Source organism: Sporosarcina sp. FSL K6-3508, from assembly GCF_038615825.1.
GTDB lineage: Bacteria > Bacillota > Bacilli > Bacillales_A > Planococcaceae > Sporosarcina > Sporosarcina newyorkensis.
Window position 1 is genome coordinate 3,223,619 of record NZ_CP152016.1, and the last position, 15,595, is coordinate 3,239,213.

The following is a 15,595-nucleotide window of genomic DNA, read 5'->3' on the forward strand; positions in this document are numbered from 1 at the left end:
ATTTTATTTTACCACACTATTTATCTTTGAGTAGTGGGAAATAATAAAGCATGAATTTCATCTTTATTATGAACGAAGTCTGCTATTGTATAACGGTCCAGCACAGCAAAATAGGCTTGTAATGCTTCATACAATACACCTTTCAGATGACAGGCCGATGATAGAACACACATATTTTTATTTGGATCAAAGCATTCAACCAAATGAAAATCATCCTCGGTTTTACGGACAAGTTCTCCGACATTGATATCATTAGGGTCTGTACAAAGGCGAATTCCTCCTCCGCGACCACGAATCGTTTCAATCAGCTGCAGCTTTCCTAATTCATGGACAATTTTTGTGAGGTGATTTTTAGAGATTTGATAAGCATCCGATATTTCCTGCACAGTGGAAAGTTCATCATGTTGCTTGGACGCTAGAAAAATCAGAACACGCAGCGAATAATCAGTGTACATAGTTAAACGCATAATATCACCACTTTCTGTTCTTTTTCCATTATAGCATTTTCATTCAAAAATTCCTTATTTACCGCCGCGAGTCAGATGAATAACAACGTTGATCCATTTAGGGTTTAAACTTGTCAGAACCGGCTATCATAAAAAGATAGCTTTTTTAGTGTATGGCGGTTTATTGAATGAACTGTGTCCATTTTTTGTATTCTATTTAAACATGTATTTTATATATAGCTTTTAAGCAAAAAGTGTTTTATGATGGGTTTATCAAATACGGAAAGGTTGTGCATTACCATGTTAGATCAAAAAACAATCGATATTATTAAATCAACAGTACCAGTACTGGAGCAACACGGTAAAACGATTACAACAGTTTTCTACAGAAATATGTTTGAAGCACACCCAGAGTTACTCGACATTTTCAATCATGCAAACCAATCACAGGGACGTCAGCAAACGGCACTCGCTAATACAGTGTACGCAGCGGCTCAACACATTGACGACCTAGGAGCAATTCTTCCAGCAGTCGTGCAAATCGCACACAAGCATGTATCTTTAGGGATCTTGCCTGAGCATTATCCAATTGTAGGGGAGTATTTATTAGGTGCAATCAAAGAAGTACTAGGTGATGCAGCAACTCCTGAAATCATCGACGCATGGGCAGCAGCTTACGGAGTGATTGCAGATGCATTCATCGGATTGGAAGCAAAAATGTATGATGACAACGAATCTGCCGATGGCGGCTGGAGAGAATTCAAGGATTTCGAGATTGTCGATAAAGTAGAAGAAAGTGATGTTATCACTTCCTTTTATTTAAAACCAGTTGACGGCAAAAAGTTACCGTACTACTTGCCAGGACAATATATTACAATTCGCACTTCAATCCCAGGTGTGAAAAATGTCGTTAATCGTCAATATAGCTTGTCGCAAAAATCCAATGATGAGACATTCCGCATTTCCGTCAAACGTGAAGATTCACTGCAACCGAATGGCGTTGTTTCTTGCTACTTGCATAACGAAGCAGCCGTTGGCGATATCATCGAGGTAAGCGTACCTGCAGGAGACTTCTATCTAGAGCCGACAAAGACAACACCTGTAACATTGATCAGCGGCGGTGTAGGAATCACACCAATGAAAGCAATGTATCAAACAATTGCAGACGTGTCTCCTGAACGTGAAGTCGCATTCTTGCACTCCGCCCGTACACGCAGCCAACAAGCATTTGCTACTAAATTAGAGCAGTTGAACGCAAAATTACCGAACTCCAGCTACAAAGCCCTTTATTCAGAAGAGGGAGACGGCATGTTCACACGCGAATTCTTGCAGGAAAATGTCATCGAAGGCAGCGATGTCTATGTCTGTGGACCTACTGGTTTCATGGAATTCGTTATCCAACAGCTTTATGCAATCGGCGTACCAGAAGAAAAAGTACACTTCGAATTCTTCGGACCTGCTGTACAACTTGATTTAGCAACTGTTTGACCATACTAACAAACCCCGCGAATTTAATTCGCGGGGTCTTTCTTTGGCTTTTAGTTCATTTCTAACTGTGTTTCGCTTTATAATTTCTTAGGCATACGGATTGAAGCAAAAATCAGTGCTGCCACTAAAAACAGTCCTAAATAGCCGACAAGCGGATAAAAATTGCTGACCAAGTTCGTAAAACCGAAGAAGCTCAGCCCATAGCCGATTACTAATGAACCAGCTACGAAAACTTTAAACGTCTTCGTACCAGTTTCAATGAATCTCGCACCAAATGCATAGAACATACTGACCGCCGTATTGAAAATCATGCCGTACAACACAAGCGCCATGAATATCGCGAATATAGGCGAAATAGAATTGATAATCGCAAGCATTGGCAATTCTGTTCCCGCCACGTCATCTACCTTCGAGAATATTGCCAAGTGACTCAATAAAATCAAGATACCGAGACCAAGGCCCCCAACAAAACCGCCCCAAGCAGCTGTCTTCTCATTTTTTTCCGCGCCTCCCATCACAATGGACATAGATGCGCCCACTGCAATATTGAACGACACATAGTTGATTGCCGAAACAAACCAATTTGGTAATGTCGTCGGCACCGCTTTAGCTACAGGATCCAGAACCGCAAATGTTGTATCCATAGTCCATACACTATAGATCGATACGCCAACAACTGTGATGATCAGAAATGGTGTAATACTGCCAATCACCGCAACCACTTTGTCGACATTCAATAAGATTGTTAAAAATACGAGCACAATCATCAGCAAACTGCCGACATAAGAAGGCAACCCAAATTGCTGATGTAAATTAGCTCCGGCGCCAGCCAGCATAACCACTCCAACGCCGAACAGTGTAAAGATAATAATGCCATCCACCACGACGCCTAAGTAACGCCCGCTAATTTTATAAATGACATCCTTGTGAGAATTCGTCTGCATCCGACTGCCAAGACGCGTCAATACCATCCCCAAATAAGCAAATAATACAGTACAGACGATAGCACCCAGGATCCCCCAGAATCCAAAACTCGTAAAATACGTCATAATTTCATTCCCGGAAGCAAAACCAGCCCCGACAATTATGCCGATGAAGGCACTTCCCATCTTTAATATGTCTCTCATAATTTCCCCTATTCTTCTCTGTCACGACAAGGCCGCGAGATGATCTTTACCCCCACTTCATTTCCTGTATTTCGAAACAAAAGGGTTGTCTTTTTCATAAAACCGCCAAGGATAATGGACAGCCTCACCTGAGTTTCCAATACCTACGCGCGGACCAGCTTCCACTTCATTTTGCGGAAATCCTTCTGAAATATAAAGCGGTTTCTGTGCCCAATGATGACCGTAGTAGTCCATCGTGACCCCAAGTGCTTTTGAGAGCTTACCCGGACCATTTGTCAGATCGGTCATTTTCTTAATGTGACTCCCACGGTTTTCTTGCATATGAACCAAACCTTCTACAGGCTCGCCTGCTCTCAGCAAAACGGCATGCGGAATCCCTACCTTTGCACCCACGACATTCATCAGCACGTGGGTGTGCATCTGGTATGTATACACCGATCCCGCTTCTCCAAACATAATTTCTGTACGCTTTGTTCGACGATTACCGAAGCTATGAGCCGCACGATCTTCGGGTCCGTGGTACGCTTCAGTCTCTACGATTCTAACAACCAGCAAGCCATCCGAACGCTCATTAACAATATGCTTTCCGACTAAGTTGCGTGCAAGTTCTAAGACAGGAGCTTCAAAAAAAGACGGATCGATCGGTTCATACATTGTAATCTTCTCCTTTCCACATATCAGGCCAAACCTTGACCCGCTGCGAACTCACGATAGAGGTCATGTGATTCCAATAATTCTTCATGCCGTCCTCGCCCCGTAATCTTGCCGTTCTCTAAAAACAACAGTTGATCGGCATGCAAAACCGTCGCCAAACGGTGCGCAATAATCAATGTAGTTCGGCCATTCATCAAATGCTGTAATGCCTCCTGCACATGAGTTTCGGACCCGCTGTCTAAGTTGGAAGTAGCTTCATCCAATAACAAGATTTCCGGGTTATGCAATAATGCACGGGCTATGGCAATCCGTTGGCGCTGGCCTCCTGACAGTTTCATACCGCGTTCCCCGACCAATGTCTCGAATTGATCCGGCATCTCTTCGATAAACGTGTAGGCATTGGCCGCCTTTGCTGCTTCGATAATCTTATCAATAGAGGGTCGCCGCTCTAAACCATAAGCAATATTATCTAGAATAGTGCCGCTCAATAATGGACTTTCTTGTGAAACATAACCAATTCGTCCACGCCACTCTGCTAGTGGTATGTCCTTTATAGGCACCGCGCCAAGTAAGATTTCTCCTGAATTCGGTAGATAGAAGCGTTCGACTAATGAAAAGATTGTTGTTTTCCCGCCACCGCTTGGGCCTACGAATGCAGTGACCGTCCCTCTACCCGCCGTAAATGAAATACCATTCACTACGTGTTTATCCGGATCATAAGAAAAGTGCACATCTGAAAACGTTAGTGCCCCTTCTGATTGCGGTGAAAATTTGCCCATTGCCGGCTCAGACTTCATTTGTAGAATTCCCTGGATGCGCTCTGTCGCTCCTACTGCTTTTTGAAACGAGGTAAAGAACTGTGCCATTTGGGCAAACGGCATGATGATTTGAAACAGTAAGAAAATAATGGCTACTAACGTTCCTGCAGACAAAGCACCTCTTGCAACTTGTGCTCCGCCGTAACCAAGGATCACTACTAAGATCCCCATCATCGTCAGCATCATGATGGGTGAGATGACGGCTTGAATCTTCGCTTCCTTTAACCCATACCGGAATAACGATTGAATTGCCGTCTTCCCTTTCCCTCCTTCTGTCGGCTCTGCCCGATACGCCTTTACTAACCGGATATCACCGAGCACACGACCTAAGTGCCCCGAAAACTTCGCCATTTCAGCTTGTGTCGCCTTCGCTACTTTATGCATCAACCGTCCTAATGGGATTAATATGACCATACTGACTGGCACACTAATCAGCATAATGATGGTCATTTTCCAATCCAGCACCAACAAAATGACAATGGCTCCGATAATGGAAATCATGCCGGAAATGAAAGATACTAGATGTTCAGACACTAACGATTTGAGCACAGTTGTATCTTGTGTAATCCGGCTCATCGTCTCCCCGGTTTCATTCTGATCGAAATATGGGATCGGCAAACGCAGAACCTTCTGCCATAATTGATTGCGTAGATCTGCCACTACCGTTTCTCCAATATAAGCAAGCATATAGTAGGAAAAGCCACCAGCAATTGCTTGGACAACGAATAAACCCAGCAAGAATACGCCTGTTTTCCAGTTCATCAGTTCGCTCGTGAAAGAATCCACCAAATCTTTGGTGATCAAGGGAACGACCAACCCTGCTACTGTCTCGATAAGTGATAAAAGCAAGGCAATGGCTGTAACTGCAACAGGCCAATGTAATGTCTTGATTAAACTTATGAAATTTTTCAATGATCCGGTTGCTTTTGCTTGATTGTTCATCACTCGCCTCTTTTCTATCTTATTCCAATGCGTTGTAATTTAGCCCTTGGATATATTCCCCAATGCGCAACCAATCCTCTTCTAAATCAGTTCGCAGGGACGGACGATAAAAGATGGATGCCGGGTGAAATGTCGGTAGAATGGTATACGAATGGTCTGTCCAGCTATAGCGCGTATCATTCAATGATTTTAGATACTGAACAGGCTGTGTCAATAGCTGACCGTGAAGTGTTGTTATTTTGGCATGCTTTCCGAGCAATCGTTGTAAACCAATATTACCAAGCGTAACGATGAGCTTCGGCTTAAGATTCGCCACTTCATAATCCAATATCGGTGCATGGGCAAGTTGTTCCTTTTGTGTTGGCGGACGATTGTATTTACGTTTCGTCAAGCTACCGTCACGTTCTTTCTTCGTTCCCCATTTATAAGGTCTACTGCGGAATGAACTTGTCATATAAACATCTTCTCGCGAAAGTCCTACCGAGGCAAGAGATTTCATCAGTTCGTCACCTGCTCTGCCGATGAATGGCACGCCATGTACGGCCTCATGTTCTCCAGGCGCTTCTCCGACCAGCAAGAGGGTCGGTGATTCAGGACCTTCACCTCGTACAAACCCTTCCACCTGAAAACCTTCACTGCGTTCAAGTGCAGTCTGTGCTATATCATCCGGAATACGAAACATCCTATCAACTCCCTTGTCACAATTATAGAGGTTCTTAGGCAGAATCAAAAATATTTACCATTGAAAAAGCCGCCCCCATTTATGTTAAATGGAAACGACTTAACCTATACTATGCTAACTCCGTTTGTTTTGTTTCTGTTCCGAGTAATACAACAGATAATACCCCCACCAGGATGGCGGCACAGAAGATACCGAATATGATACCGAACCCATAGCCTGCCGTCAGCAATGAACCGACAAGCAACGGACCGAAAATACCGCCAACTCGGCCAACAGCTGCTGCAACGCCTGATCCCGTTGCCCGTATTGCGGTTGGATATTGCTCAGGTGAATAAGCATACAATGCTCCCCACGCGCCTAAATTAAAGAACGATAAAAATGCGCCTGCAATCATTAATGTCGTTAGCGTATCCGCATTACCAAAAGCCAGCGCGCTAAGTGCCGTGCCGAATAAATATGTGGCCAAGACAAACTTTCGTCCAGCTCGTTCGATCAGCCAGGCAGCGCTGAAGTAGCCAGGAAGCTGGGCCAGTGTCATAAGCAAAACATATCCAAAGCTTTTGATTAAACTAAAACCTTTTAATACCATGACGCTCGGTAGCCATAGGAACATTCCGTAATAGGAAAAGACAACAGCAAACCAAACGATCCAAAGCATAACGGTGCGCTTTCTATATGCCGGAGCCAACAATAGCTTCAGTTTTTGTCCAGTAGACTGTTCTGTTCTTCCTTCTTTTATAAATCTCTTTGAATCCGGCAAATTCCGTCGTAAATAAATTGCATAAAATGCCGGTAATGCTGTTATGATCAATGCAATCCGCCAACCATAACTCGGGATGACAAAGTACGCGATCAGCGCTGCAATCAGCCAACCTGCCGCCCAGAAACTTTCAAGCAATACGACAACACGCCCGCGCTCTTTCGCTGAAACACTTTCCGATACTAACGTAGACGCAACAGGAAGCTCACCGCCTAATCCTGCTCCCACTAAAAAACGCAGAATCAGAAACGCCCATAAAGAGGTGGTTAAGGCGGATAATCCGCTAGCGACTGAAAATAAGATGAGCGTGATCATGAACACCTGTTTTCTCCCAATACGATCCGCAAGCAATCCAAAACCAAACGCTCCAACAGCCATACCGATTGAATTGATACTTCCGATCCAACCCATCTCTGAAGACGTCAGCTGCCAATCAACAGCGAGCGCTGCAATGATAAATGACAGGATGCCGACATCCATTGCATCAAACATCCACCCGGTACCCGCGATGCCAAGCAATTTATTACGTGAGATTTCCTTCGTTTTCACTAGTGCTCTACCTTTCTATTGTACAATCTTTAGGTGTCTTTACATATGTAATTATAGCACTTTATGAGGTAATTTGACTAGCGTAGTTTTACTTAAGAAAGAAGTATGAGCTAAAGTGGGTAATTTATGAGCGCAATTCAGCCTTTTATGTTCATCGCACGCAAAATCCATTACACCACTCCATAGAAAAACCCCGAAGGACTAAGTCCTTCGGGGTGGCATTTCTCTTTATAGTGCAGATTCGACTTCTTTGATCATTTCTTTAAATGATTGTAGCCCGCCGCCAGATAAGTACCAATATTCACCGTTTAGGTAAATCATTTTATCGTTTTTGAATGCGTTTGTTTTCTTCACTAGGTCGTTTTCAATGGAATCTTTTGCACTTCCATCGCCGATAGCTGCATCACGGTCGATGATGAATAGGATATCAGGGTTTGTTTCCAAGATATATTCAAACGTGATATTTTGTCCATGTGTAGATACTTCGATACCTTCATCTGCTGGTTTAAAACCGAACACATCGTGGATGATTCCAAAACGTGAGCTAGGACCATAAGCACTTACTTTACCTTCTGTTCCAAGGATGATCAATGCGTTGCTATCTAATTCTGCTGTTTTTGCTTTGATTCCTTCAATACTTGCGTCCACATCGTTCAACTCAGTTTTCATTTCATCTTCTTTATCGAAGATCGTTGCAATAGTTTCCATGTTTTCTTTAAATGAATCCATATAACGTGATGTATCTACACCCGTGAATATTGTCGGTGCGATTTCTGTAAACTGATCATACAAGTCCGATTGACGTCCAGAAATGAAGATGACATCCGGCTTTAATGCATGAATTGCTTCGAAATCCGGCTCTTTTAAGCTTCCTAAGTTTTCATACTTCTCATCTTCATATTTAGAAAGATATCCAGGTACGTTTGTTTGTGGTAAGCCTGCTACTTCCACTCCCAGTTCGTCTAGTGTATCCAATGTTCCGAAGTCAAAAACTACTACTTTTTCAGGGTTCTTTTCAAGAGTTGTTTCACCAAGTTCGTGTTTGATTGTTACTTCTTTGCTCTCTTCAGCTGGCTTATCTTCAGGAGCTGCGTTGTCAGCCGGCTTATCTTCTTCTTTCGTGCTGCCACAAGCAGCTAGTGCAAGCATTAAAACTAATGCAAACAGGGATAATGTAAGTTTTTTCATTGGTTTAAGTTCCTCACTTTTTTAAGAGTTAAAATAGACGCAAATACGGCAATTTTTCATTTGTTGTATCGGAATATCCATATCATAGATTTCCCGTAATGACTCCGAATTGATAATATCGTTCGTCGGACCGTCCTTGACGATCCTGCCTTCTTTTAATGCCACGATCCGATCGGAATAGACTGAAGCAAAGTTGATATCATGCAGTACAATTACGACAGTTTTTCCAAGATCATCAACCAGCTGACGTAAAATCTTCATGATTTGTACGGAATGTTTCATATCTAAGTTATTGAGTGGTTCATCCAATAAAATATAATCCGTATCTTGAGCGATTGTCATGGCAATGAAAGCACGCTGACGCTGGCCGCCTGACAATTCATCTAAATACGCTTCCTGCATATCCATCAAGCCCATATACTCCAATGCCTGATCTACCATCCGTTCATCCTCTTCGTGAAGACGGCCCTTACAGTGCGGGAAACGGCCGAATCCGACGAGTTCGCGGATGGTCAACTTGACATTCATGAAGTTCGATTGCTTCAAAATGGCTACACGTTTAGCAAAATCATTAGACTTCATATCTTTCACTTTACTTTTATCGAGCAGTACTTCACCGGTATCTGCATCCATTAATCGGCTTACCATCGACAGAAGAGTAGATTTACCAGCCCCGTTCGGTCCAATGAATGACGTGATTTTACCACGGTGTATATTCACATTGACCTTTTCGACGACTGCTTTTCTTCCATAAAACTTAGTTAGCTCACGAACCTGAATCATGAGGATCGACTCTCCTTTAATAGTAAATAGATAAAGTACACGCCACCGACAAAGTTAATGATCACGCTCAATGTAGTTGAGAAAGAGAAGACACGCTCCACGATCCATTGCCCACCGACCAGTGCTATCACACTCATAACAGATGCTCCTGCAATTAAGACAGAGTGTTTGAATGTGTTGAAGAATTGATACGATAGATTGGCCACAATGAGTCCAAAGAAAGTAATAGGACCGACCAACGCAGTCGATACGGCAATTAAGACAGCCGACAAAATCAGCATCAGCTTGACTACCGACTGATAGGATACACCTAAGTTAATGGCAGTATCACGACCTAATGACAGAACATCTAATTCATTGATATAGCGCCAACCAATAATTAGCGTAAGTATCAATATTCCAAATGCCCACCAAACTAGATCGCCGTTAATATTGTTGAAACTCGCAAACATTTTATCTTGCACTCGCATGAATTCATTCGGATCAATCATAACTTGCAGGAATGTCGAAATACTTCCAAAGAATGTACCGACGATGATGCCCACTAACAATAAGAAGTAAATAGGACGATTTCCCTTACCGAATAGAAAGTGATAAAGTGCTAAGGCAAACAAGACCATAGCCCCAACTGACAGCATAAAGTTGAACTGCTGATTAATCAGCACAAAATGGGTAGATCCAAAAAAGAATACAAGAACGGTCTGCAATAAGACATAAAGAGAGTCTAGCCCCATAATACTTGGCGTCAAAATCCGGTTATGCGTAATCGTCTGGAAAATGACTGTAGAATACGCGACCGCAACGCCTGTCAGAATCATCGCAACGACTTTGATTGCCCTTCGAGGAAGTGCATAGTCATAGCTGCCGTTCAAACCTTGAAATAAATACAATCCACAAAACAATAGTGCAAATGCAGTCAAAATCAATAGTTTCGTTGAATTACGCATACGCTTTCCCCCTAAACAACAGGTAGAGGAAAATTCCGCTTCCGATGACACCGACCATTAAGCTGATCGAAATCTCGTATGGGAAAATGATGACTCTTCCTAAAATGTCGCAAACGAGAAGAAAGATTGCCCCAAGCAATGCAGTATGCGGTAAAGTTTTCTGCAGATGGTCACCTTTGAAAATCGATACGATATTCGGGATGATCAATCCGAGAAACGGTATCATACCGACCGTCAACACAACTGTTGTCGTAATAAGTGCAACTAAAATCAAGCCGATATTGACGATTCGTTTATACGCCAACCCTAAGTTTTTAGAAAAATCCTCACCCATTCCAGCCACCGTAAAACGATTCGCATATAAATATGTAATGATTAAGACAGGTATGCTAATATACAAAAGCTCATAGCGTCCCTTCATGATCATTGAAAAGTCACCTTGCAACCAAGCCGACATATTCTGGATTACGTTTGCCTTGAATGCAAAGAATGTAGTGATAGAAGAGAGGATGTTCCCAAACATCAAACCGACAAGCGGAATGAAAATGGCATCTTTAAATTTAATACGGTCCAATATTTGCATAAATAAAAATGTACCTAGTAGCGCGAAGGCAAAGGAAACTGCCATCTTTTCAAATAATGTTGCATTTGTAAACATCAGCATGGACACTAGTATTCCAAGTCGTGTCGCATCCAGTGTTCCTGCTGTCGTAGGTGAGACGAACTTATTACGGCTTAACTGCTGCATAATCAGCCCGGCAATACTCATCCCCGCTCCAGCCAGCAAAATAGCTACTAACCGTGGCACTCGACTAATTAAAAAAATTTCTGTTTCTTCTGAGCGTAAATCCAATAAATCCGCTGGTGAAATTCGAATGGCTCCCACGAACAGCGAAAGAAATGACAATAGAATTACGGCTGTAATTAAATAACGTTTCTTCATGAAGAACTCCGATATCGAATATTTGAGCTTTCTCACTTAAATGAAAATGATTATCATTCGCTCACTACTTACATTAAACAATTTTGATTATGATGTCAATACCTAATTGAAAATCATTATCAACAGATTGTGTCATTGAGCCGGAGGAATTGAATTGTAGCCAGCACCATGCAATACACCGTGATCGATACATGAAAAAGCTGCCTTCTATAATAGAAGACAGCTTTTCGTTTTGCTTATTGTTGTTGTTCCATTGCTTCGTTAATATCTACCGCACCGTCAATGACTTCTTTCGGCACTTTGATTTCATCGATTTCATTGATTTTCGAAATATCACCTTTTATTTTTTGCGCTACTTTCACTTGTTGGCCCTGTTCTTCCATTGTCAACACCATGTCCATGTCAAGATTCTTCGTGTAGAAGGTTTTCTTATCAATTGTGAATTCAAGGTCGATACTCTCAATCTCCATCTGAGAAATCATATCCAACTGGGCTTCGTCCATTCCTGCCGGCATATTTTCTTTCATCAAATCTTTCATCAGCCCGCTGAATTTTTCGCCCGATCCCTTCAAATGAAGTACATATTCATCATCTGTTTGCTCAAATTTGAAATCGTCGGCAAACTGCTCATAGAGTGAGTAATCTACTTGTGTATTTGCTGAACCTGCTACTTGGCCTGCTACTTCTTCATACATCTCGTTCGGAAGCTTCATCCAATCTCCTGACTCAGGATCTTTCATGAAGAACCCATCCTGCGTCATATACAGATCCATTGCCATTTCTTCGCCAGCCATTTCCATATTCATCGTTTGACGCATTGCAAGTGGTTCAAGAATCATATCCATGTCAATTGTAGAATTTACGACTTGCTCTTCTTCACCCATTTGCATGTTTTGTGTAATTTCCATATCGGCATGCATACTTTGCAGTGTTTCACTTGCAGCATTTGCCTTCTCCATTACTTCTTCGACAGTGAGGTCACTTTTCTCTATAACTTTATCTTCCTTGCCGGTTTCTGAATCTTCTTTTGGTGTAGCCGTTTGCCCACAAGCGCTTAACACTAATGCCAACACACTGGCAGCTAAGATCATTATCCACTTTTTCATTTGTCCATCTCTCCTCTTATATAATGACTTCACTTAGTTGTACGGTAGGAAAATAAAAAAGGTTCAAAAAAATGCTGATTTTTAATGAAACGAACCGTTTATACCAAATCTAACCAAAACACTCATGGGCAATTAAAACGAGCGCATTAGGTATTTATACTCTATTTCTTAGAAAAGGTTTAGAAAAAGTGAGAGCGGGCAAACTAGAATCATCCCACCCCCTTTCTCTTCTTATAAAGATAAAAGGATTTAGGCTGCATGCATTGCGCATGCAGCCCTTTTTTGCTCTCTCGAGAAATCCTTGTGTCTTATCGTAAATAGTGCGGTGCGAGAGGTTAATGGAGCGGCTGAGCGGATTTTTGGTTCGGTCGTATTGTTGTTTGGTTCGGTTTCACTATCGCATGGCGCGGTCCAACGTATGCTTCGCTCGGTTCTGGGCACTTTTGGCACGTTCTTTCAGTTTCCATCAATCCACTATGAACTTCGCTAATCGTTCACATTCACTTTCCGGCATTTCTACCGTAATCAACGTTCCTTCTTCTTCGTAATCAGTCTCTTTGATTGCTGCCGTCTCATTCAAATGTGAGACAATTTCTCCGCGATCATACGGAATCAACAATTTGCACGTTATATATTGTCTGAATAAATTTTGCTCAATTAACTTTAACAACTCCGGTATTCCTTCATTTTTCCCGGCAGACATCCATATACTTTGTTCCTGTGTACGCGGATATGTAATCCCTGCCAAGTCAGCTTTATTGTAAACATTTACAGTTGGAATGCTCTCCACACCAATGTCTTCCAACGTTTCATTCGTCACGTCCATCATATGGCCATGCTCTTCATCTGAAACATCCACGACATGCAAAAGTAAATCTGCATTTTTCGCTTCCTCTAATGTAGAACGGAATGCTTGGACAAGATGGTGAGGTAGCTTTGATACAAATCCAACGGTATCAGTGAGGATGAATTCCTTCTTGTCGGGCAGTTTGATTTTTCTCACCGCTGTCTCTAGCGTCGCGAATAACATGTCTTTTTCGCTGACTTCCTTTGACTGGTCTGCATCCGTGTATTGTAACAGACGATTCATCAACGTCGACTTGCCGGCATTCGTGTAGCCGACAATCGAAACCACGGGAATGCCGCTGCGTACTCGTTGTTTCCGTTGGGTTTCACGTTGATCTTTCACATGCTCTAATTCGCGACGCAGCTTGGCAATCTGATCTTCAATTTTCCGGCGATCGAGCTCTAATTTCGTTTCTCCCGCTCCTTTGTTTTGCAAACCGCCGCCTGTGCCGCCACCTTGTCTGCTCAATGAAGCACGCAAACCGACTAGGCGTGGCAAAGTATACTGTAGCTGGGCTAATTCTACTTGCATTTGCGCTTCCCGATTTCTCGCTCGCCGCGCAAAGATGTCCAAGATGAGCATCGTTCGATCAATGATTTTGCACTCCAGCTCTTTTTCTAGATTACGTAATTGCGATGGAGACAATTCATCATTGAAGATCAATAAATTTGCGCCAGTCTCTTCGTACACTTGACGAATCTCATCGATCTTTCCCTTACCTAAATAATGAGATGGGTTTCTTCGTTCTAAATTTTGAGTCACTTCACCGATTACCTTTACGTCAATTGCTTCTGCCAAGTTGCGCAGCTCTTCCATCGCATACTCGAAATGCAGATCTTTTTGTTCATGTACTCCGACGATTACTGCCTCTTCCACTAATACATCCATTCCTGTATCCTCCCCAACATCTTTTTACATAGTTTACCCTTCGTCCTGCTAACTAATCGTTATGTAACAAACGGACAGCTGCCAGGCGCTCAGGCGTACCTTGTTTTTCCTCAAAACGAAACAGAACATCGCCTACTCGGATATCATTCTTATCCCCGACTTTTTGTGATAGTAAGACGGCCCATTCCCCTGTTTCTCTTAATGGGTCTTCAACATGAATGATACATTCTGTAATCTGTTTCTCTTTATGTGAAGAACGACGTGCTCCCTGCTTCTCCGGTTCTGCCCATTCAATGAAAAATGGATAGGGTAATTCACTCGTCGGAGTCTGTTCTATAAACAACATTTTCCAACGCAGGAACTGTCCTTCTTCAGTTCTTCTCGATGCAGAAAGGATATCAGTCGTCTGAAAACCTTTATTATCTAGCTCTTCTTTCCATATTTCCATCCGATCGACAGAAAAGCAAACCGTTGCCCAGCCGTCTCCGTATTGCTTGTCATGTAGGAACTGCGCAACAAGCGGTTGATCGACAGCTGCTTTCTCCGCCTTTTCTCTATCTTCAATTGTCAGCCATTCGATGTACGCGTTATTTGTATAGAGCAAGGCATTGGCCGTTCCCCATTTCTCATGACGCCCACCCATCACAGCGCCGTATCCTTTTCGGTTTTGCTCTTCAACTACATTCTTCAAGTTTTCATTGGTAAAATAAACCACATGATCCAATTTCATTGAATATCACTCCTGACGCCATTGTTTCCTTATCATAACAAACCTCCACATCTAAAAACGTTTTTTCACCCTACAGTCTGTTTGATTATTTTGTCTATGTCTGCAAAGTTTTGTATGATGAAGTCAGAAGACCCGACACTATTTCCCGGGAAATTTAACTATTCGACAGGAGGAAATAATGATGAATCATAAAAAGTGGTTAGAGCATACAGTGGAAATGGCTACAGATAATGTTGTGAATGGCGGAGGTCCTTTTGCAGCAATCGTAGTAAAAGACGGTGAAATTATCGGATCTGGTACGAATCTCGTAGAGTCTACATGTGATCCATCCGCCCATGCAGAGTTACTGGCTATTAGGGAGGCATGCACAAAATTACAAACTCTTGATCTATCTGACTGCGTATTATATGCAAGTGGGGAACCGTGCCCAATGTGTCTCGGCGCGTCATACTGGTCAGCTGTTGGTGAAATCATCTACGCCTGTAGTAAACAGGACGCATATATGGAAGTAGGATTCACGAACCCTGTCCAAGACTTCTTCCCCGATCAACAGCTACCACCAGAAAAGCGTTCTATTCCATTCATTCAGCAAAAAACAGATAATTCGACAAAGCCATTTATTGAATGGAAAAAGCGGCAATCCAAGTAAGTCTGAGAGTTTCCTGAAGTCTCCAAATAGTGTAGGATGAAGGAAGAA

The 15,595-nt window shown here is 42.5% G+C and carries 15 protein-coding genes; 2 read left to right on the forward strand and 13 right to left on the reverse strand.

Translation table 11 applies throughout. The features are described 5' to 3' along the window. Positions 1-20: 20 nt before the first annotated feature. Positions 21-467 carry an Rrf2 family transcriptional regulator gene (locus MKX97_RS16010; RefSeq protein ID WP_342536474.1) on the reverse strand — a complete coding sequence of 149 codons (447 nt, stop codon included), beginning with the start codon at positions 465-467 and terminating at the stop codon, positions 21-23. A 243-nt stretch (positions 468-710) separates the two neighbouring features. Between MKX97_RS16010 and hmpA the strand changes: the two genes are divergently transcribed. Beyond that, positions 711-1,934: an NO-inducible flavohemoprotein gene (hmpA, locus tag MKX97_RS16015; protein ID WP_340760629.1), complete on the forward strand. Its 1,224-nt coding sequence runs from the start codon at positions 711-713 to the stop codon at positions 1,932-1,934. 77 nt (positions 1,935-2,011) lie between these two features. Here hmpA and MKX97_RS16020 read toward each other — a convergent pair whose 3' ends face one another. The 12 genes from MKX97_RS16020 to MKX97_RS16075 form a co-directional block, all read right to left on the reverse strand. Continuing rightward, on the reverse strand, positions 2,012-3,061 hold the full coding sequence (locus MKX97_RS16020) for a membrane protein (RefSeq protein ID WP_009498914.1): 1,050 nt from the start codon (positions 3,059-3,061) through the stop codon (positions 2,012-2,014). 57 nt (positions 3,062-3,118) lie between these two features. After that, on the reverse strand, positions 3,119-3,715 hold the full coding sequence (locus tag MKX97_RS16025) for a DNA-3-methyladenine glycosylase (protein WP_342536475.1): 597 nt from the start codon (positions 3,713-3,715) through the stop codon (positions 3,119-3,121). A 23-nt stretch (positions 3,716-3,738) separates the two neighbouring features. Next, positions 3,739-5,475: an ABC transporter ATP-binding protein gene (locus MKX97_RS16030; protein ID WP_342536476.1), complete on the reverse strand. Its 1,737-nt coding sequence runs from the start codon at positions 5,473-5,475 to the stop codon at positions 3,739-3,741. Positions 5,476-5,494: 19 nt separating this feature from the next. Beyond that, the gene (locus MKX97_RS16035; protein WP_342536477.1) at positions 5,495-6,157 is read right to left on the reverse strand and encodes a uracil-DNA glycosylase; all 663 of its coding nucleotides are present in this window, start codon (positions 6,155-6,157) and stop codon (positions 5,495-5,497) included. A gap of 109 nt (positions 6,158-6,266) precedes the next feature. Then, the gene (locus MKX97_RS16040; protein WP_081464546.1) at positions 6,267-7,409 is read right to left on the reverse strand and encodes an MFS transporter; all 1,143 of its coding nucleotides are present in this window, start codon (positions 7,407-7,409) and stop codon (positions 6,267-6,269) included. A 285-nt stretch (positions 7,410-7,694) separates the two neighbouring features. Next, positions 7,695-8,654 (reverse strand): siderophore ABC transporter substrate-binding protein, encoded by a 960-nt coding sequence (locus tag MKX97_RS16045; protein ID WP_078818285.1) that lies wholly within the window; start codon positions 8,652-8,654, stop codon positions 7,695-7,697. 21 nt (positions 8,655-8,675) lie between these two features. Then, positions 8,676-9,437, reverse strand: coding sequence for an ATP-binding cassette domain-containing protein (locus tag MKX97_RS16050; protein ID WP_009498920.1), 762 nt, complete (start codon positions 9,435-9,437; stop codon positions 8,676-8,678). Then, positions 9,434-10,384, reverse strand: coding sequence for an iron chelate uptake ABC transporter family permease subunit (locus MKX97_RS16055; RefSeq protein ID WP_342536478.1), 951 nt, complete (start codon positions 10,382-10,384; stop codon positions 9,434-9,436). The genes MKX97_RS16050 and MKX97_RS16055 overlap by 4 nt, the downstream gene beginning before the upstream one ends. After that, positions 10,377-11,327: an ABC transporter permease gene (locus tag MKX97_RS16060; RefSeq protein ID WP_078818286.1), complete on the reverse strand. Its 951-nt coding sequence runs from the start codon at positions 11,325-11,327 to the stop codon at positions 10,377-10,379. The genes MKX97_RS16055 and MKX97_RS16060 overlap by 8 nt, the downstream gene beginning before the upstream one ends. A gap of 236 nt (positions 11,328-11,563) precedes the next feature. Continuing rightward, positions 11,564-12,433: a DUF6612 family protein gene (locus tag MKX97_RS16065; RefSeq protein WP_078818287.1), complete on the reverse strand. Its 870-nt coding sequence runs from the start codon at positions 12,431-12,433 to the stop codon at positions 11,564-11,566. 466 nt (positions 12,434-12,899) lie between these two features. Next, positions 12,900-14,168 carry a GTPase HflX gene (gene hflX / locus MKX97_RS16070; RefSeq protein ID WP_340760633.1) on the reverse strand — a complete coding sequence of 423 codons (1,269 nt, stop codon included), beginning with the start codon at positions 14,166-14,168 and terminating at the stop codon, positions 12,900-12,902. Between the two features lie 52 nt (positions 14,169-14,220). Next, the gene (locus MKX97_RS16075; protein ID WP_342536480.1) at positions 14,221-14,898 is read right to left on the reverse strand and encodes a VOC family protein; all 678 of its coding nucleotides are present in this window, start codon (positions 14,896-14,898) and stop codon (positions 14,221-14,223) included. 178 nt (positions 14,899-15,076) lie between these two features. Between MKX97_RS16075 and MKX97_RS16080 the strand changes: the two genes are divergently transcribed. Then, a complete protein-coding gene (locus MKX97_RS16080; RefSeq protein ID WP_342536481.1) occupies positions 15,077-15,547 on the forward strand; it encodes a nucleoside deaminase in 471 nt (156 codons plus the stop codon). Positions 15,548-15,595 lie beyond the last annotated feature (48 nt).